This window comes from Nocardia sp. Root136 (genome assembly GCF_001427185.1).
In the GTDB taxonomy this organism is placed as follows: domain Bacteria; phylum Actinomycetota; class Actinomycetes; order Mycobacteriales; family Mycobacteriaceae; genus Nocardia; species Nocardia salmonicida.
In genome coordinates this window covers 1-16,335 of the sequence record NZ_LMFE01000011.1, presented here as the reverse complement: position 1 = coordinate 16,335, position 16,335 = coordinate 1, and the positions used below count along the sequence as shown (strand labels likewise).

18 protein-coding genes are annotated in these 16,335 nt (G+C 66.9%); 9 read left to right on the top strand and 9 right to left on the bottom strand.

The genetic code is table 11. The features are described from left to right. Positions 1-109: 109 nt before the first annotated feature. Positions 110-574 carry a GatB/YqeY domain-containing protein gene (locus ASD42_RS27740; RefSeq protein ID WP_056821934.1) on the top strand — a complete coding sequence of 155 codons (465 nt, stop codon included), beginning with the start codon at positions 110-112 and terminating at the stop codon, positions 572-574. Positions 575-622: 48 nt separating this feature from the next. Here ASD42_RS27740 and ASD42_RS27735 read toward each other — a convergent pair whose 3' ends face one another. After that, positions 623-3,001 carry a penicillin-binding protein gene (locus tag ASD42_RS27735; protein WP_082843777.1) on the bottom strand — a complete coding sequence of 793 codons (2,379 nt, stop codon included), beginning with the start codon at positions 2,999-3,001 and terminating at the stop codon, positions 623-625. Between the two features lie 372 nt (positions 3,002-3,373). Here ASD42_RS27735 and ASD42_RS27730 point away from each other — a divergent pair, with 372 nt between their 5' ends. After that, the gene (locus tag ASD42_RS27730) at positions 3,374-3,697 is read left to right on the top strand and encodes a WhiB family transcriptional regulator (RefSeq protein WP_056821932.1); all 324 of its coding nucleotides are present in this window, start codon (positions 3,374-3,376) and stop codon (positions 3,695-3,697) included. Between the two features lie 113 nt (positions 3,698-3,810). Here the strand turns inward: ASD42_RS27730 and ASD42_RS27725 are convergent, their stop codons facing one another. After that, positions 3,811-4,944 (bottom strand): ArsA family ATPase, encoded by a 1,134-nt coding sequence (locus tag ASD42_RS27725; RefSeq protein ID WP_056821929.1) that lies wholly within the window; start codon positions 4,942-4,944, stop codon positions 3,811-3,813. After that, positions 4,941-5,978 carry an ArsA-related P-loop ATPase gene (locus ASD42_RS27720; protein ID WP_056821926.1) on the bottom strand — a complete coding sequence of 346 codons (1,038 nt, stop codon included), beginning with the start codon at positions 5,976-5,978 and terminating at the stop codon, positions 4,941-4,943. The genes ASD42_RS27725 and ASD42_RS27720 overlap by 4 nt, the downstream gene beginning before the upstream one ends. Before the next feature lie 59 nt (positions 5,979-6,037). Here ASD42_RS27720 and ASD42_RS34600 point away from each other — a divergent pair, with 59 nt between their 5' ends. The 3 genes from ASD42_RS34600 to ASD42_RS27710 are packed head-to-tail and all read left to right on the top strand — an operon-like array spanning position 6,038 to position 7,467. Further along, the gene (locus ASD42_RS34600; RefSeq protein WP_101464811.1) at positions 6,038-6,199 is read left to right on the top strand and encodes a DUF4177 domain-containing protein; all 162 of its coding nucleotides are present in this window, start codon (positions 6,038-6,040) and stop codon (positions 6,197-6,199) included. 2 nt (positions 6,200-6,201) lie between these two features. Next, positions 6,202-6,663: a RidA family protein gene (locus tag ASD42_RS27715; protein ID WP_056821924.1), complete on the top strand. Its 462-nt coding sequence runs from the start codon at positions 6,202-6,204 to the stop codon at positions 6,661-6,663. Positions 6,664-6,672: 9 nt separating this feature from the next. Continuing rightward, a complete protein-coding gene (locus ASD42_RS27710; RefSeq protein ID WP_056821922.1) occupies positions 6,673-7,467 on the top strand; it encodes an MBL fold metallo-hydrolase in 795 nt (264 codons plus the stop codon). A gap of 167 nt (positions 7,468-7,634) precedes the next feature. Here the strand turns inward: ASD42_RS27710 and ASD42_RS27705 are convergent, their stop codons facing one another. Next, entirely contained in the window at positions 7,635-8,309 is a 675-nt protein-coding gene (locus tag ASD42_RS27705; RefSeq protein ID WP_040703546.1) for a Crp/Fnr family transcriptional regulator, read from the bottom strand. 145 nt (positions 8,310-8,454) lie between these two features. Beyond that, the gene (locus tag ASD42_RS27700) at positions 8,455-8,697 is read right to left on the bottom strand and encodes a hypothetical protein (RefSeq protein ID WP_056821920.1); all 243 of its coding nucleotides are present in this window, start codon (positions 8,695-8,697) and stop codon (positions 8,455-8,457) included. A 167-nt stretch (positions 8,698-8,864) separates the two neighbouring features. Between ASD42_RS27700 and nth the strand changes: the two genes are divergently transcribed. From nth to ASD42_RS27680, 4 genes are read left to right on the top strand one after another with little or no spacing between them, the layout of a single operon-like run. Then, positions 8,865-9,623 carry an endonuclease III gene (gene nth, locus ASD42_RS27695; RefSeq protein ID WP_056822715.1) on the top strand — a complete coding sequence of 253 codons (759 nt, stop codon included), beginning with the start codon at positions 8,865-8,867 and terminating at the stop codon, positions 9,621-9,623. After that, positions 9,620-10,270, top strand: a complete 651-nt coding sequence (locus ASD42_RS27690) for a TlpA family protein disulfide reductase (RefSeq protein ID WP_235569856.1) — start codon at positions 9,620-9,622, stop codon at positions 10,268-10,270. The genes nth and ASD42_RS27690 overlap by 4 nt, the downstream gene beginning before the upstream one ends. 40 nt (positions 10,271-10,310) lie before the next feature. Further along, a complete protein-coding gene (locus tag ASD42_RS27685) occupies positions 10,311-11,039 on the top strand; it encodes an NUDIX hydrolase (protein ID WP_235569855.1) in 729 nt (242 codons plus the stop codon). Next, complete coding sequence (locus ASD42_RS27680; RefSeq protein ID WP_056821917.1) at positions 11,036-12,229, top strand: MarP family serine protease; 1,194 nt, start codon at positions 11,036-11,038, stop codon at positions 12,227-12,229. The genes ASD42_RS27685 and ASD42_RS27680 overlap by 4 nt, the downstream gene beginning before the upstream one ends. A gap of 211 nt (positions 12,230-12,440) precedes the next feature. On the opposite strand, the gene ASD42_RS27675 is transcribed toward ASD42_RS27680, so the two are convergent. The 4 genes from ASD42_RS27675 to ASD42_RS27660 form a co-directional block, all read right to left on the bottom strand. Then, a complete protein-coding gene (locus tag ASD42_RS27675; protein WP_056821914.1) occupies positions 12,441-13,427 on the bottom strand; it encodes an alpha/beta fold hydrolase in 987 nt (328 codons plus the stop codon). Between the two features lie 55 nt (positions 13,428-13,482). Next, positions 13,483-14,010: a phage holin family protein gene (locus ASD42_RS27670; RefSeq protein WP_056821912.1), complete on the bottom strand. Its 528-nt coding sequence runs from the start codon at positions 14,008-14,010 to the stop codon at positions 13,483-13,485. Beyond that, complete coding sequence (gene nhaA, locus ASD42_RS27665; protein ID WP_056821909.1) at positions 14,007-15,236, bottom strand: Na+/H+ antiporter NhaA; 1,230 nt, start codon at positions 15,234-15,236, stop codon at positions 14,007-14,009. Before nhaA ends, ASD42_RS27670 begins: the two co-directional genes overlap by 4 nt. Positions 15,237-15,383: 147 nt before the next feature. Next, on the bottom strand, positions 15,384-16,335 hold a 952-nt coding region (locus tag ASD42_RS27660; RefSeq protein ID WP_156677609.1), incomplete at its 5' end, for an AMP-binding protein.

Sequence of the window (16,335 nt, the reverse complement as noted above, 5' to 3'; positions counted from 1 at the left end):
GCGACCCCCTCCCGGATCGGCGCGTGTGTTTCCGCACAAACGGTCTGGAATTTCCGTCGCGACGAAAATGTGATGGGACTCCACACAGCGAACGACTACGGTAAACCGCATGTCGGAACTGAAAGCCAAGCTGCGCGCGGATATGACCACCGCGATGAAAGCCAAGGACAAACTGCGTCTCGCGACCCTGCGGATGCTGCTCGCCGCTATCCAGACTTCCGAGGTCTCCGGTACGGAGGCGCACGAACTCTCCGATGCCGATGTTGTATCGCTGTTGCAGAAGGAAGCGAAGAAGCGCAACGAAGCGGCCGTGATCTACGAGCAGAACGGTCGCGGTGAACTGGCCGCGAACGAGCGCGCCGAGGAACAGATCATCGAGGAGTACCTGCCGACTCAGCTCGACGACGCCGAGGTGGCGCAGATCGCCGATACCGCGATCGCCGAGGTTGCCGAGCAGCTCGGTGAGCGCCCGAGGATGAAGCAGATGGGCCAGGTCATGAAGGCCGCCACCGCGCTCGCCGACGGCAAGGCCGACGGTTCGCGACTGTCCGCCGCGGTCAAAGCCAGGCTCTGAAAACGTGAAGGCCGCCGTCCGAATCGGACGGCGGCCTTTGTCGTGTGACTAGCGCGGCACCGGGATGGGGATCGGTGGCAGGCGCGGAATCTGCGGCAGCCCCGGAATCACCGGTGCGGGCGCGGCGGGCGGGGGAGTCGTCGGCGCGGGCACTCGCACGGTCCCGTCACTGATGTAGATCGTGACCACCGAGCCCGGAATGGCCGAGCCGTTCGGCGAACTGCCCATCACCGTGCCCTTGGGCTGCGAGCCTGCCCCCGTCACCGCGGAGACCTGGAAGCCCGCGCCGGACAGGATCGAGGTGGCCTCGCCCTGCGACTTGCCCGCGACATCGGGGACCTGGGAGTTGTTCGCGCCACGGACGTACTTGTCGTCCACCGGCGGCAGCCCCGGCGGCGGGAATCGGTCCATCAACGGTTTGATGGCGTTGAACCAGGTGCGGGCCGGTTCGTTACCGCCGAACAGGCCGGAGGCGTCACTGGCGCCACAGTTGCGCAGCGGGAACGAGCAGATCTCGCCGGGGGTCGGGCTGTCGCCGTAGACGTAGACCGACGATGCCAGCGCGTTGGTGAACCCGAGGAACGCCGAGGAACGGTGGCTCTCGGTGGTACCGGTCTTGCCCGACATCGGCGCTGCCCACCCCGCGGCACGTGCCGCGCCGGCGGCGGTACCGCTGATGTCGTCCTTGCTCATCGCGTTGGCGAGGGTATTGGCCAGACCCGGGTCCACCACCTGCTCGCAGGCCTGCTGGGTGAGCGGAACGGCCTTGCCGCTGCGGTCGACGACTTCCTTGATCGGCGAGGGCGGGCACCACTTGCCGCCGGAGCCGAGCGTGGCGGCCACATTCGTCAGCTCGAGCGGGTTGATCGCGAACGGGCCGAGGGTGAACGAGCCCATGTTGTTGTTCTTGATGTGGTCGGCCAGGCTCGCGTTGCCGTGCCCCGAGGTGCCGGGATCGGTGTAGGACCGCATGCCCAGGCGCACGGCCATGTCCACCGCCGAGGCGACGCCGACGTCCTGGATCATCTTCACGAAGGCGGTGTTGGGCGAGGTCGCGAGCGCGTCGGTCACCGACATCGACCCCGGGTAGTTGCCCGCGTTCTTGACGCACCACGAGTCGGCCGGGCAACCCGGTGAGTTCGAGTAGCCCATGCCCCTGGCCGCGTAGGTGCCCGGTACATCCACCTGGGCGGCGATACCGAGGCCCTTCTCCATCGCGGCGGCGGTGGTGAACAGCTTGAAGATCGAGCCCGCGCCGTCACCGGCCATCGAGTACGGCTGGCCGAGCAGCGTCTCGTTGGCGTCGCGGTTGAGGCCGTAGGTGCGGCTGGATGCCATCGCGAGAACGGGGTGCGAATCCTGACCGGGCGCGACCACCGACATGACCTCGGCGATGTTGTCGAGGTTCGGGTTGGCCTGCTCGTTCACCGAACGCTTCACCGATTCCTGCAGCACCGGATCGAGCGTGGTCTTGATCAGGTAGCCGCCCTTGTCGATCTGCTCGCGGCTGATCCCGGCTTCGGCCAGGTACTGCAGCGCGTAGTCGCAGAAGAAGCCCTTGTCGTTGGCGGAGATGCAGCCGCGCGGCAGACCCTTGGGCTCGGACAGCACGCCGAGCGGTTCGGCCTTGGCCTTGCGGAACTCCTCGGCGCGGTGCGGGATGTTCTGAATCAACGTGTCGAGCACGGTGTTGCGGCGGTCGGTGACGCCGGCGACGTTGGTGTAGGGGTTCAGCTTGGAGCTGGACTGCACCATGCCCGCCAGCATCGCCGACTGGGTGATGGTGAGCTCGGACGCGTCGACGCCGAAGTAGGTCTGGGCGGCGTCCTGGATGCCGTAGGAGCCGTTGCCGAAGGGCACCAGGTTCAGATAGCGGGTGAGGATCTCGTCCTTGGACAGCTCGCGGTCCAGCGTGAGCGCCATCCGGATCTCGCGCAGCTTGCGCGCCGGTGTCGTCTCGATCGCGGCGCGGCGCTCGGCATCGGTCTTGGCGACCACGAGCAGGTTGAAGTTCTTCACGTACTGCTGGTCCAGGGTCGACGCGCCCTGCTGCACCGCACCCGAGGAGGTGTTGGTGAGGAACGCGCGCAGCGTGCCCTGCCAGTCCACGCCCTTGTGGTCGGCGAAGCGCTTGTCCTCGATGGACACGATCGCCAGCTTCATGTTGTTGGAGATGCGATCGCTCGGCACCTCGAAGCGGCGTTGCTCGTAGAGCCACGCTAGGGGCGACCCGTTCGCGTCGACCATGGTCGAAACGGCGGGGACGGTGCCCTCCACCAGTTCGGCTGAGACATTGTCGACGGCATCGGCGGCGCGGTTGGAGATGAATCCGAACCCACCGGCCATGGGGAACAACAGCCCAGCGACAAGCACGGCGGCCAGCGCGCAGCTGCCGGCCAGCCTCGCGAGCGTTTGAGTGATCGGCACGATCCCAGACTAGAGGGTGGGGTGGTGAGGTTCACGGCTGTGCTGCTCGACGGGGAATGTCCGGGCGGTGCCAGGGGGGTTGCTCGGGCGTGTCAACAAAATGATCACATCGGCGTGTCGCGACCGGCCACGCCGGTGATCAGCACTACTGCGCGGTTCTGACCCGATTTGAATGGACGCCCGTACCAAAAAATCGGGGGGCGGTCTTGCGTAACCGCCATACCTTTACCTAGATTGAGAACCCAGTGTGATAGAGCTAACACTCAAAGTGGAATGTGGTGCGGGCCGCAGCGGTAGTTGGGTTGCTGTGATCCGCGCTCGCGATTCTGGAGCGCCGCACAACGGTGTTCGGACTGCAAAGGGGCACATCAAATGCACATCACAACCCCCATCGCTCGACTGGATGTAGAGCAGGCCGAGGCAAGGATCGCTTGGGTTGCCCAGGCGCGATGCAAGGAAGTGGACCCTGATCAGCTGTTCGTTCGCGGTGCGGCGCAGCGCAAGGCGGCAACGATCTGCCGGCACTGCCCGGTGCTGATGCAGTGCGGCGCCGATGCGCTCGACAATCGGGTCGAGTTCGGAGTGTGGGGCGGGATGACCGAGCGACAGCGGCGTGCGCTGCTCAAACAGCATCCCGACGTGACGTCGTGGGCGGAGTTCTTCAACGCCCAGCGGCAGCACCAGGTGGCCATCTAGCCGACGAGACCGGGTCGCTATCACAAACGGCGCCGAGACCGCATGGTTTGCGGAATCGGCGCCGTTCGTGAGTGTTACCGGATTGTCAGCTATAGCGGATTTGTCTGAATCAGTCAGGCCGAAGCCGGAGTACCTGTCAGTTGATCGCCTACCGCGCGCAACGCTTCGAGGTCCGAAACCTCGAAAGGCAGCGCCGTCACGGAGACGATCCGCACGTGCGGATGCGCCCCGGTGAACCGATGCAGCAGCCGCCGCTCCCGTGCTGCCGTCGACACCCGATCGGCGTGGATGCGCAGCACCGAGACGATCAGCGGGTCGGAATCGGCCAGCTGGTCCGCCGCGGTCAGCGCGTGGTCGCCGGACAGCTCCGACAGCGCGGGATGGGTCCGGTTCAGCACCAGACCGGCCAGCGGCATCTTCTCGGTCGACAGCCGGTCGACGAAGAACGACGCCTCGCGCAGCGCGTCCGGCTCCGGCGCGGCGACCACCAGGAAATGGGTGCCCGGCTTGGACAGCATCGCGAAGGTGCGCTCGGCCCGATCCTGGAACCCACCGAACAGCGATTCCAGCGACTGCAGGAACGTCGAGGCGTCCTTGAGCATCTGCCCACCGACGATGGTCGACACTCCACGCATCGCCAGGCTCATCGCCCCGGTGACGATCCGGCCGACACCGCGCCCCGGCGCCATGATCAACCGGATCATCTTGCCGTTGAGGAAGGTGCCGAGCCGTTTGGGCGCGTCGAGGAAATCCAGCGCGTTGCGCGAGGGGGGAGTGTCGACCACGATCAGGTCCCACTCCTTGCGCGCGGCCAGCTGGCCGAGCTTCTCCATCGCCATGTATTCCTGTGTGCCGCCGAACGAGGACGCCACCGTCTGATAGATCGGATTGGCGAAGATCTGCTCGGCCTTGTCCGCGCTGGTGTGCTCGAGCACCATGTCGTCGAAGGTGCGGCGCATGTTCAGCATCATCGCGTGCAGCTCGCCGGGCACCTCGGGACCGAGTTCCACGCGCTGCGGGTTGTTGTCCAGCTCGGCCACGCCGAGCGACTGTGCCAGCCTGCGCGCCGGATCGATGGTCAGCACCACCACCTTGCGACCCGATTCCGCCGCGCGCAGCGCGATCGAGGCCGCGGTGGTGGTCTTGCCGACCCCGCCGGACCCGCAGCACACGATCACCTTGGCGTTCGGATCGGCGATGATCTTCGAAACGTCCAATAAGGGCGGGGTGGAAACGTGCTCGCTCATCGGACTCCCTGCGCGGATAGCTGTTCGGCCAATTCGTAGAGGCCGCCCAGGTCGATGCCGTCGCCGAGGGCGGGCAGCGACAGCTGGGGGACATCGATCTGCGCCAGTTCGGCGGCACTCACGTTCTGCGCCGTGAGCACCGTCGCGTGGTCGATCGTTTCGGCGATCAGGCCGTCGAAGTCCGACTCGGACAGGACGATGCCGGCCTTCGCCAGTTCGGCGGCGATGGCGGTGGTGTCGAGTTCGCCCGCCACGACCGCGTCACGCTGGGTCGGGGTGAGCTCGGCGGTGGCCGCCCGGTTGACGATCACCGTGCCGATCCGTAGATCGTCGGCGGTGAGTTCGGCGATCGCGTCGGCGGTCTCCTGCACCGGCAGCGCCTCGAGCAGCGTCACCAGGTGGATCATCGTCTGACCGGAGTGCAGCAGCTTGGACACGCCCTCTGCCTGCGAGGCGATCGGGCCGCCCTTGGCGATCTCGGCCATGGCCGTGGTGACGTCGAGGAACCCGGCGATCCGGCCGGTCGGCGGCGCGTCGACGACGATGGCGTCAAAGGCGGGTTTGCCGTCCTTGCCGACCCGCACCACACATTCTTTGATCTTGCCGGTGAGGATCACATCGCGCAGACCGGGCGCGATGGTGGTGACGAACTCGATGGCGCCCATCCGGCGCATCGCCCGCCCCGCGAAGCCGAGGTTGTAGAACATGTCGAGGTATTCGAGGAACGCGTACTCGATGTCCAGGGCCAGCGCCGTCACCTCGCCACCGCCGTCGGCGCTGGCGATCAGGGTCTCGGTGGGCGGCAACGGTGGCCGGTCGAAGAGTTGCGCGATGGACTGGCGACTCTCGACTTCGACCAGCAGCACTTTGCGTCCCCCCGCGGCGAGCGCGAGTGCGAGTGCGGCCGAAACGGTCGACTTGCCGGTGCCTCCCTTGCCGGTCACGTAGTGCAAGCGGGCCTTGGCCGCGCGCTGTGGCCATCCGGTCGACGGTTCGGGAACCGACGAAACCGGCTCTACTGTTGGTGCTCCCACGTCGCCGAGCCTATAACCCGTTTCTCCCAGGCGTTCGGGGTGAGTCCTAAACTCACACCATGAGTGAAGTCACCCTGTGGGAGTACGCGACCGTGCCGCTGTTGACGCACGCGACAAAGCAGATCCTCGACCAGTGGGGGTCCGACGGCTGGGAGCTGGTTTCGGTGCTGCCAGGACCGACCGGAGAACAGCACGTCGCCTACCTGAAGCGGCAGAAGTAGCCGTGGCCACCGCGTGGAAGGACGCGCTCGACCGGCTCGGTGTCACGCTGCCGCCGGTCGCCGCTCCTGTCGCGGCCTACATCCCCGCTGTGCGCACCGGTTCGCTGGTGTACACCTCCGGCCAGTTGCCCTTCGTCGACGGTGAATTGTCGGCGGTCGGCAAGGTCGGGGCCGAGGTGGATGTGGAGCAGGCCAAGGAGGCAGCTCGGCTGTGCGCGTTGAACGCGCTCGCCGCCGTGCACGATCTGGTCGGACTCGACCAGGTGGTGCGGGTCGTGAAGGTCGTCGGATTCGTCGCCTCGGCGCCCGGATTCGGCGATCAGCCGATCGTGATCAACGGCGCGTCGGAGTTCCTCGGTGAGGTGTTCGGCGAGGCGGGCGTGCACGCGCGCTCGGCGGTGGGCGTCTCGGAACTGCCCAAGAACACGCCCGTCGAGGTGGAATTGATCGTCGAGGTCGGATAGGTAGCCGTCATGGCATCAGAACATCCCGCGTACGGCCAGGTCAGGCAGGTCACCTCGACAGCATCGGTACTTCTGGCCGACAACCCCGGTCAGATGACCCTCGACGGAACCAACACCTGGCTGCTGCGCGGCTCGGACAGCGACTCCTACGTGGTCGTCGATCCGGGACCGAGGGACAAGAAACACACCGCCGCCATCGTCGAGGCCACCGGCGGCCGGATCGCGCTGACCCTGATCACCCATCACCATCACGATCACACCGGCGGTATCGATCACCTGGTGAAGGCCACCGGGACGCCGGTGCGTTCGGTGGATCCGGCGTATCTGCGCGGTGCGGTCGTGCCGTTGGCCGACGGCGAGGTCATCGAGGTCGCCGGTGTGGGGATCACGGTGCTCGGCACGGCGGGACACACCACCGATTCGGTGAGTCTGCTGCTCGACGACGCGGTGCTCACCGGTGACACGGTCCTCGGCCGTGGCACCACGGTGCTCGAATCCGCGCCGGGTGCGCTGGCGAACTTCCTCGCGTCGCTGGAAAAGCTCCGTGAGCTGGGCGAGGGCAAGGCATTGCTGCCCGCGCACGGGCCCGATCATCCCGATGCGGTACCGGTGGTGCAGTACTACCTCGACCACAGGCGTGAGCGGCTCGATCAGGTGCGGGCCGCGCTGGTGGAACTGGGTTCCGAGGCGGGCGCCCTGGCGGTGGTCCGCAAGGTGTACGCCGATGTGGACAAACGGCTGTGGCCCGCCGCACGCAGTTCCGTGCAGGCGCAGCTGGAATATCTGCGGGCCGAACAGAACTGATACCGACTCGATCGCCGACGCTTGCTCGCTCGGCGATCGAGTCGTGTCACGGCGACAACGCAGACGTCCCGGCACGACAAAACCGCGCTGGTGTGGACGAGGCCCTCTCCTCGCAGCCCACACGCAGACGCGGTCCCGTCGTACCGGAACGGCCTTGTGTTAGAACGTCAGCGAGCGCGACGTGCCAGACGCTCGGAATCCGAGATCAGCACGCTCTTGCCCTCGAGCCGCAGCCACCCGCGATGAGCGAAGTCGGCGAGCGCCTTGTTGACGGTTTCCCGGGAAGCACCGACCAGCTGGGCGATCTCTTCCTGGGTCAGGTCGTGGGTCACGCGCAGCGCGCCCGCTTCCTGGGTGCCGAAACGCTGTGCGAGCTGCAGCAGCGCCTTGGCGACGCGACCTGGCACGTCGGTGAAGATCAGGTCGGCGAGGTTGTTGTTGGTGCGGCGAAGGCGTCGTGCCAACACGCGCAGCAGCTGCTCAGCGATCTCGGGGCGCTGATCGATCCACGACTTGAGAGCGTCGCGATCCATCGTCACGGCGCGGACCTCGGTGACCGTGGTTGCGGTCGAGGTACGCGGGCCCGGGTCGAAGATCGACAGTTCACCGAACATGTCGGACGGACCCATGATGGTCAGCAGGTTCTCCCTGCCGTCCGGGGACCGTCGGCCGATCTTCACCTTGCCCGTCGTGATGATGTACAGCCGATCGCCGGGTTCGCCCTCGTTGAAGATGACGTGGCCGCGCGGAAAATCTACCGGCTGCAGCTGCTTGGCGAGCGCGGCCACCGCGGTGGGCTCGACGCCTTGGAAGATGCCTGCTCTGGCGAGGGCCTCGTCCACGAATGTGCTCCTTATGGGATATGGCTTGCGAACCTGGTCGAGCGAATCGACCAACCGCGCAGTCTACGCGGCATTCCGGCACCGCAGTGACAGACACCACGTAAAGAGTGGATTGCGCGTTGAGAATCGATCGTTTATCTATCGGTCAGCTTGCCCGGGCCACATCCAATTCGGAGGTGCGGGAACGGCGCTTGCGCACGCGCGCCACGGCGGCGGGCAGGCCGAGCTTCGTCAGCTCTTTCACTTCGGCGTTGCTTGCGTTGTCCAGGTACTGCTGAACCTCTTCGTCGGGTTCGAGAAGCTTTCGGAGCCGATTCTCGACCCGCTCCATCCCCAGCGCGAACAGCATCAACAGCACTGGGAAGAGCACCACAGCGAGTCCTTGCATGACTGGCAGTAAACACGGTCCAGGTCTCAGATGGAACACAGCGGGCAAACTGGCCGGGCAATGTTGTCGTAGTGGTTCCGTATGGTGAAGCAGTGCCCGTTTCCCCTGCCCCCGCCGCCGCGGGCGATGCCGATCCGGCCGTGGAAACGGCCGCCGCGCCCACCGGCATCACCGCCGCCCGCAAGCGTAAGAACCGTGCGATAGCTGCGGAAACGCGGATCGGACTCGTTCGCCGCGCACGTCGGATGAACCGCACGCTCGCCGAGGCGTTCCCCGACGCGCACTGCGAGCTCGACTTCACCACTCCGTTGGAACTGGCCGTCGCGACGATCCTGTCCGCCCAGTGCACCGACGTCCGGGTCAACCTCACCACTCCGGCCCTGTTCGCGAAGTACCGCAGCGCTTACGACTACGCGCAGGCCAACCGGGTGGAGCTGGAGGAATACATCAGGCCCACCGGCTTCTACCGGAACAAGACCAGTTCGCTGATCGGGCTCGGCCAGGCGCTGATCGAAAAATACGACGGTGAGTTGCCTCACACTCTGGACGAATTGGTGAAATTGCCCGGCATCGGGCGCAAGACCGCCAATGTCATCCTCGGCAACGCGTTCGATGTTCCTGGCATCACCGTCGACACCCACTTCGGACGGTTGGTGCGCCGCTGGAAGTGGACCGACGAAGAAGATCCGGTCAAGGTCGAGCACGCGGTCGGCGCGCTGTTCGAGCGCAAGGACTGGACGATGCTCTCGCACCGGGTGATCTTCCAGGGGCGCCGGGTGTGCCATGCGCGCAAACCGGCCTGTGGCGCGTGTGTGCTCGCTGCCGACTGCCCCTCGTTCGGGCTCGGCCCGACCGATCCTGCGGTGGCCGCGGAGTTGGTGAAGGGGCCCGAGCGCGAACACCTGCTGAATATGGTCGGCCTGTGAGCGAACCCTTGCTGCTGCGGCGGCCCGCATTGCGCTGGGTGCTCGCCGCGGTGATCTTGGTCGCGGCGGCCACGGTCGCGCTGTGGCCGCGTGAGGGCGCCGAGACCGCAGGCACCGTTTCGCAGACATCGCGACAGGCGTCGGGCGTGTCGGCCGAGGAACGAGCAGCGGCGGGGTCGGCGCCGTGCCCGGCACCGGCGACCGCGACGGCGACCGGGTCGGGTCCCTTGTCCGGTCTCACGCTGAGCTGTCTGGCCGATGGAAAGCCCGTTGATCTCGCGGCTGCCCTTGCCGGAAAGCCCGCACTGCTCAATCTGTGGGCCTACTGGTGTGGCCCCTGCGCCATCGAGCTGCCCCACCTGCAGGAATTCGCGCAGCGGGCAGGTTCGGAACTCACGGTCATGACCGTGCACAGCGATCCCGACGAGGCGAAGGCACTGTCGCGGCTGAGCGGGCTCGGCATCACCCTGCCCGGTGTCGAGGATCCGCAGGCCGCGGTGCGCAGCGCGGTGGGTGCGCCCGCGGTCCTGCCCGTTTCGGTACTGGTGCGGGCCGATGGCACCATCGCGAGTGTGGAGGTGCGTACCTTTGCCGACGTGGCCGACATCGCGGATACGGTAGCCGCGAAGCTCGGTGTAACGGTATGACAGAAGACGTAATGGTGGCGTGCGGATCGAAGGCGATGGCGTGAACGATGTAGCGAGGCTCGACGATTCCGGCATTCCCCCCTGGTTGCGCACCGCGACCAGAACCGGCGGCCCCGATGCCGACGACACCCTCGCTACCTCCCGCGCACTACGCCGGGCCATGTCGATCACCGGCAAACCACGCCAGGCCGCCGTCCTCGTGCTGTTCGGCGGCTCGCCCGACGCCGACGAGTCGGCCCCCGGCGGCGTGCCCGCCGACGCCGACGTCCTGCTCACCCAGCGCGCCTCGACGATGCGCCAGCACCGCGGCCAGATCGCGTTCCCCGGCGGCGCCGAGGATCCCGGCGACGGAGGCCCGGTCGGCACCGCGCTGCGCGAGGCAGCCGAGGAAACCGGTCTCGACCCCTCGGGCGTCGAGCCGTTCGCGCTGCTGCCGAAACTGTTCGTGCCGCCGTCGAAATTCGATGTCACTCCGGTACTCGGCTATTGGCGGGCACCCAGTGCGGTCCGCGTCGTCGATCAGGGCGAAACCGAGCGTGTCGTGCGTGTGCCGCTCGCCGAATTGCTCGATCCAGCACACAGATTCATGGTGCGTGGCAGTCTCGGCTACCAGAGCCCCGCGTTCCAGGTCGACGGCATGCTGGTGTGGGGACTCACCGGCGGTATCCTCGCCGGCATCATCAAATCCGCTGGGTGGGAAAGAAGCTGGGATCGGGGCGACGTGCGTGACCTGGAGAGCTCGCTGGCTGCGGTCGGAATGACCCTGTGAGCGCCTCGGTATGGCTCGATATCGCGGTGGTATTGATCGCGTTGGTCGCGGCGTCCACCGGCTGGCGGCAAGGCGCGGTGGCGTCGGCGCTGGCGTTCTTCGGCGTCGCGTTGGGCGCGGTCGCGGGCATTCTGATCGCACCGCACATCCTCAAACACCTCAGTGAGGGCCGCAGTCGGGTACTCGGCGGCATCCTGCTGATCGTGCTGCTGGTGATCGTGGGCGAGGTCGCGGGCATGGTGCTCGGCCGGGCCGCGCGCACCAGCATCCGTCAGCCGGTCGCGCGCAGCGTGGACAGCGTCGTCGGTGCGATGTTGCAGGCGGTGACCGTGCTGGTCGCGGCCTGGCTGCTCGCGTTGCCGCTGGCTACCGCGTCCCAACCCGCGGTCGCCGCCGCGATCAACGGGTCGAAGGTTCTCGCCGACGTCAACTCCGTCGCGCCGGACTGGCTGCGCAAGGTACCCAACGAATTCTCCAGGCTGCTCGACACCTCCGGTCTGCCCGATGTGATCGGCCCGTTCGGCCGCGCGCCGATCGCCGCCGTCGAACCACCGGATCCGTCCGTACTGGCGAGCCCGGTGGCGGCCTCGTTGCAGCAGAGCGTGCTGCGCATCCGCGGCACGGCACCGAGTTGCCAGCGGGCGCTGGAGGGTTCGGGCTTCATCGTCGCGCCGGAACGTGTGATGACCAACGCGCACGTCGTCGCTGGCACCAACACCGTGTCGGTCGATACCGCCCGTGGCGCGCTCGACGCCACCGTGGTGCTGTTCGACCCGTCCAAGGACATCGCGGTCCTCGCGGTACCCGGGCTCACCGCCCCTGTCCTGAAACAGGCCCCGGAGCCCGCGGATTCGGGCGAGAGCGCGATCGTGCTCGGTTACCCCGGTGGCGGGCCGTACACGGCCAGCGCCGCTCGCGTGCGCGAGACCCTCGACCTCACCGGCCCGACCATCCACCGCGACGGCACCGTCGAGCGTGAGGTGTACACCGTCCGCGGCCAGGTCCGGGCCGGCAACTCGGGCGGACCACTGGTCGACGCCGAGGGACAACTGCTCGGCGTGGTCTTCGGCGCGGCCGTCACCGACGACGACACGGGCTACGTGCTCACCCTGAACGAAGTCGCCTCAGAACTGAAAGCCGCAGCCCCGAGCAGCGCCCCGGTGAACACCGGCGCCTGCGTCCTGACCTGATCATCCCCTCCCCCCGGGCCAGGTTCACCCCGTATGTCTCTACCCAAAGGGGCCCGCCCCGATCTGGACTGACCGAAGGGTGCGACGAAGGAGTACCCGTAGGGAGGGAAGATCGGGGGCCCGAAGGGCCCCGCTCGAGCGCGCCAGCGCTCCAAAAACACAGCCCCCAGCAACCCGGACCCGGTCAAACCCGATATGCCCTAGCTCCAACTTACGGAGAGACCAGGTCGTCATAAGGCGACCCGTTCACCCCGTTCTGCTCGCGCCAGCGCGTAGTCAGCACCTCGTTCACCCTGCCCGGATTCTCCTGATGCGCGTAATGCCCGGCATCGGGAATCGACACCAGCGTCCGATGGGGAGACCACACCTCGCCACGCTGGAATGTGGCATCCAACAGATACCGATCGTGCTCACCGCGCAACATCAGTACCGGAATGTCGATCGGCGTGCGCATCGTGGCCATGAACCGCTTACCGTCGGGCCGCCACTGACTGCGAAAGGCCCAGCGCTGATATTCCAGCGCACTGTGCGCTGCCCCCGGAATCCGGATGGCATGGCGCATCCGCGACGCGGTCTCGACGAATTCCGCACTGCGTGACCAGGGCTCACCGACCCGATCGTGCAGCAGCCGTTCGACCTCGGCTCCACCACGCCGGGTGAGCAGGTTCTCGGGATAGCGGGGCAGCTGATACCGCAGGAAATCGGGGAGCCAGGTCGCGCGTTGCGCCGGATCGCGCAGGACAGCGCTCTTCAGCGCGGCGGGATGCGGCGAGCTGACCAGTGCGATCGAGCGGACCAGTCGCGGATGCAGCACAGCGGTGGCCCAGCAGACCAGTCCGCCTTCGGCGTGTCCGACAAGCGTGGCCTCGGTGTGTCCGAGTGCCCGGATCAGTCCGGCGATGTCACCGGCGAGGGTCCACCCGTCGTAGCCGCGCGGTGGTTTGTCGGTGTCGCCGTAGCCGCGCAGGTCCACCGCGACAGTGCGGTACCCGTGGTCGGCGAGTGCGGTGAGCTGATGCCGCCACGACCACCAGAAGTCGGCGAAACCGTGCAGAAGCAGCACCAAGGGCGCCTCGGAGCGGTCCGTACCGTCGGCTTCGACGACATGGAATCTGATTCCGTTGGCGTGCACGTCCCGGTGGGTCCACGGTCCGTCGAAACGGACGCTGGAGGGATCCGGGAATGAGTTAGCCGACACGCCGATCGAGCCTAGTGGGCGGGTCCGGCTGTTGCGACCGGGCCCGCCCGGCGCGTCATCGGTTGCTCGACTTGTCCAGCGAAGTGGCGCCCGCACCGCGAGATCCGATGGCCGCATGCGCGTCGGCCGCGTCGCGGTGGGTGAACGCCGCGGGCAGCACCTCGGCGGCCTGCTTGAGCGAGCCGATCGTCTTCTCCGGCGCGCGCACCTTCCGTACCTTGAGCCACCCCAGCAATGCCAGCAAGGCAGTGGTGAGCACCATCAGCAGGAACACGATCAGGAACGCGGCCCAGCGCCACAGCCACATGTCGAGCAGCTCGGCGAGGAAGAAGAAGAAAAAGAACGAGCTGAACAGCAGCACTGTCAGCGCGAGGATGAAGAAGACGCTGCCGGTGAGGCCCTTCTTGATCTCACCGGTGACCTCGGCCTTGGCCAGCGCCACCTCGGCGCGAACCAGTGTCGACATCTGCTCGGTGGCATCGCGCACGAGGCTGCCGATGCTCGCCGATCCGGGCGGATTGGCGTCGGTCAACGGGATCGAAGTGACCGTCCGACCGTCATTTCCGCCTTGGGTGTAACTCACTTCGTCGACCCTTCTCCCTGTGGTAACTGGTCTGCATCGCGGCGCGCCTGGTGCACACGTCCTCGGCGCAACAGTAGCGCCGATCCGATCAGCGATGCTGCCATCGAGGTCACCAGAACGGCGGCCTTGGCAAGATCGACTGCATCGGTGCCGACGTCGGTGAGCGCGAGTTCCGCCACGAGAAGGCTAACGGTGAACCCGATCGCGCCGAGTACCGACAGGGCGAACATGTCGCGATACTCCAGTCCGCCTGGGCGTTTCGCCCAGCCGAGCTTGATAACCACCCAGCTCACACCGAAGATCCCGATCGTTTTGCCGAGCAACAGCCCGAGGATGATCGCCAGTGAGAGCCGGTCGGTGAACAGTGATCCGAACACCTCGCTGTTGAGTGGCACACCGGAGGCGAACAGTGCGAACACCGGCACGCAGAACCCGGCCGAGATCGGTTGCACCACATGCTCGAGATGCGTCGCGGGCGCGGTTTTCTCGCCGGGATCCTTGCGGACCCTGGTGAGCAGCCCCAGCGCGACACCGGCCAGCGTCGGATGAATGCCCGCCTCGTGCAGCGAGTACCAGCACACCAGCGCGACCGGAATGTAGAACAGCGGCGTGTGCAGTCGCAGCTTCTGGGCCAGCGCCCACGCGCCGCAGCAGGCGATCGCGGCGGCCAGCCACAGCAGCGACAGCGAGGCGGTGAACAGCACCGCGATGAGAATGATGGCGAGCAGGTCGTCGACCACGGCCAGGCTCAGCAGGAACACCCGCGCGCTGGCGGGAATCCTCGAACCGGTCATCGCGAGGATCGCGAGGGCGAAGGCGATATCGGTGGCGACGGGAATGGCCCAGCCCTTGTCCATGCCGGGCACGCCGTGGCCCACCGCCAGCGCGATCACGGCCGGGGTGATCACACCACCCACCGCGGCGATGATCGGCAGCGCGGCCCGTTTCGGGTCGGCCAGCTCACCGACGGCGAACTCGCGTTTGAGCTCGAGCCCGGCGACGAAGAAGAAGATCGCGAGCAACCCGTCCTTGGACCAGTCGGCCAGGGTGAGGTCGAGGTGCAGCGCGGAAATGTCGAGCTGGGTGTCGATCATCGTCTGATAGCTCGCGCTCCACGGCGAGTTCACCCAGATCAGGGCCACCGCGGCGGCCACGAGAAGTAGCGCACCGCCCACCGTCTCGGTGCGGAGATAGCGGGTGAGCTCCGAGCGAACGCGCGTGATCAAGGGCAAGCCTTCCGGCAGGGGTCGACTGAGCTGCGGGCGCTCATCAACTCGATTCACGACCGCATGCCGACCAGACTTCCCGGCACACCTTGACGTGATCCTAACGGACCCGGCCGGTGACATCGGGTGTCGCCGGCCGGGTGCACGTCATGTGCTCTCGGTACGAATGGCCTCGAAAACGCCCGGATCGACCAGCGTCGAGGTGTCGCCGAGCTCGCGTCCCTCGGCCACATCGCGCAGCAGCCTGCGCATGATCTTGCCGCTGCGAGTCTTGGGCAGCTCCGGCACGATGTGGATCTCACGCGGCCTGGCGATGGGGCTGATCTCCTTGGACACCTGCGCCTTCAGCTCGGCGACGAGCTCGGGCCCCGCCGACCCCGCTGCCTCACCGGTGAGGATGACGAAGGCGACGATCCCCTGCCCGGTGGTCGCGTCCGTGGCGCCGACCACCGCGGCCTCGGCGACGGCCGGATGCCCCACCAGCGCGGACTCGACCTCGGCGGTGGAGATGCGATGCCCGGAGACGTTCATGACGTCGTCGACCCGGCCGAGCACCCACAGGTCACCGTCGGCGTCGAGCTTGGCGCCGTCGCCCGCGAAGTACCACCCCTGCTCGGCGTAGCGCTCCCAGTAGGTGGCGCGGTAGCGATCCATGTCGCCCCAGATGCCACGCAGCATCGACGGCCACGGCTTGTCGAGCACGAGGTATCCGTTGGCCTCGGTTTCCCCGAGCTGCACCGGGTTGCCCTCTTCGTCGACGACCGTCGCTGAGATCCCGGGCAATGGACCCATCGCCGCGCCGGGCTTGGTCGCGGTGACGCCCGGCAGCGGCGAGATCATGATCGCGCCGGTCTCGGTCTGCCACCAGGTATCGACGATCGGAGTCTTGTTCGCGCCGAACACTTCTCGGTACCAGCGCCATGCTTCGGGATTGATCGGTTCACCGACGGAGCCGAGCACTCGCAGGGTGCTCAGATCGTGTGCGTCGGGGATTTCACGCCCCCATTTCATGAAGGTGCGGATCAAGGTGGGCGCGGTGTAATAGATGGTGACGCCGTATTTTTCGATGATCTGGAAGTGTCGGTGTTCGTCGGGGGAG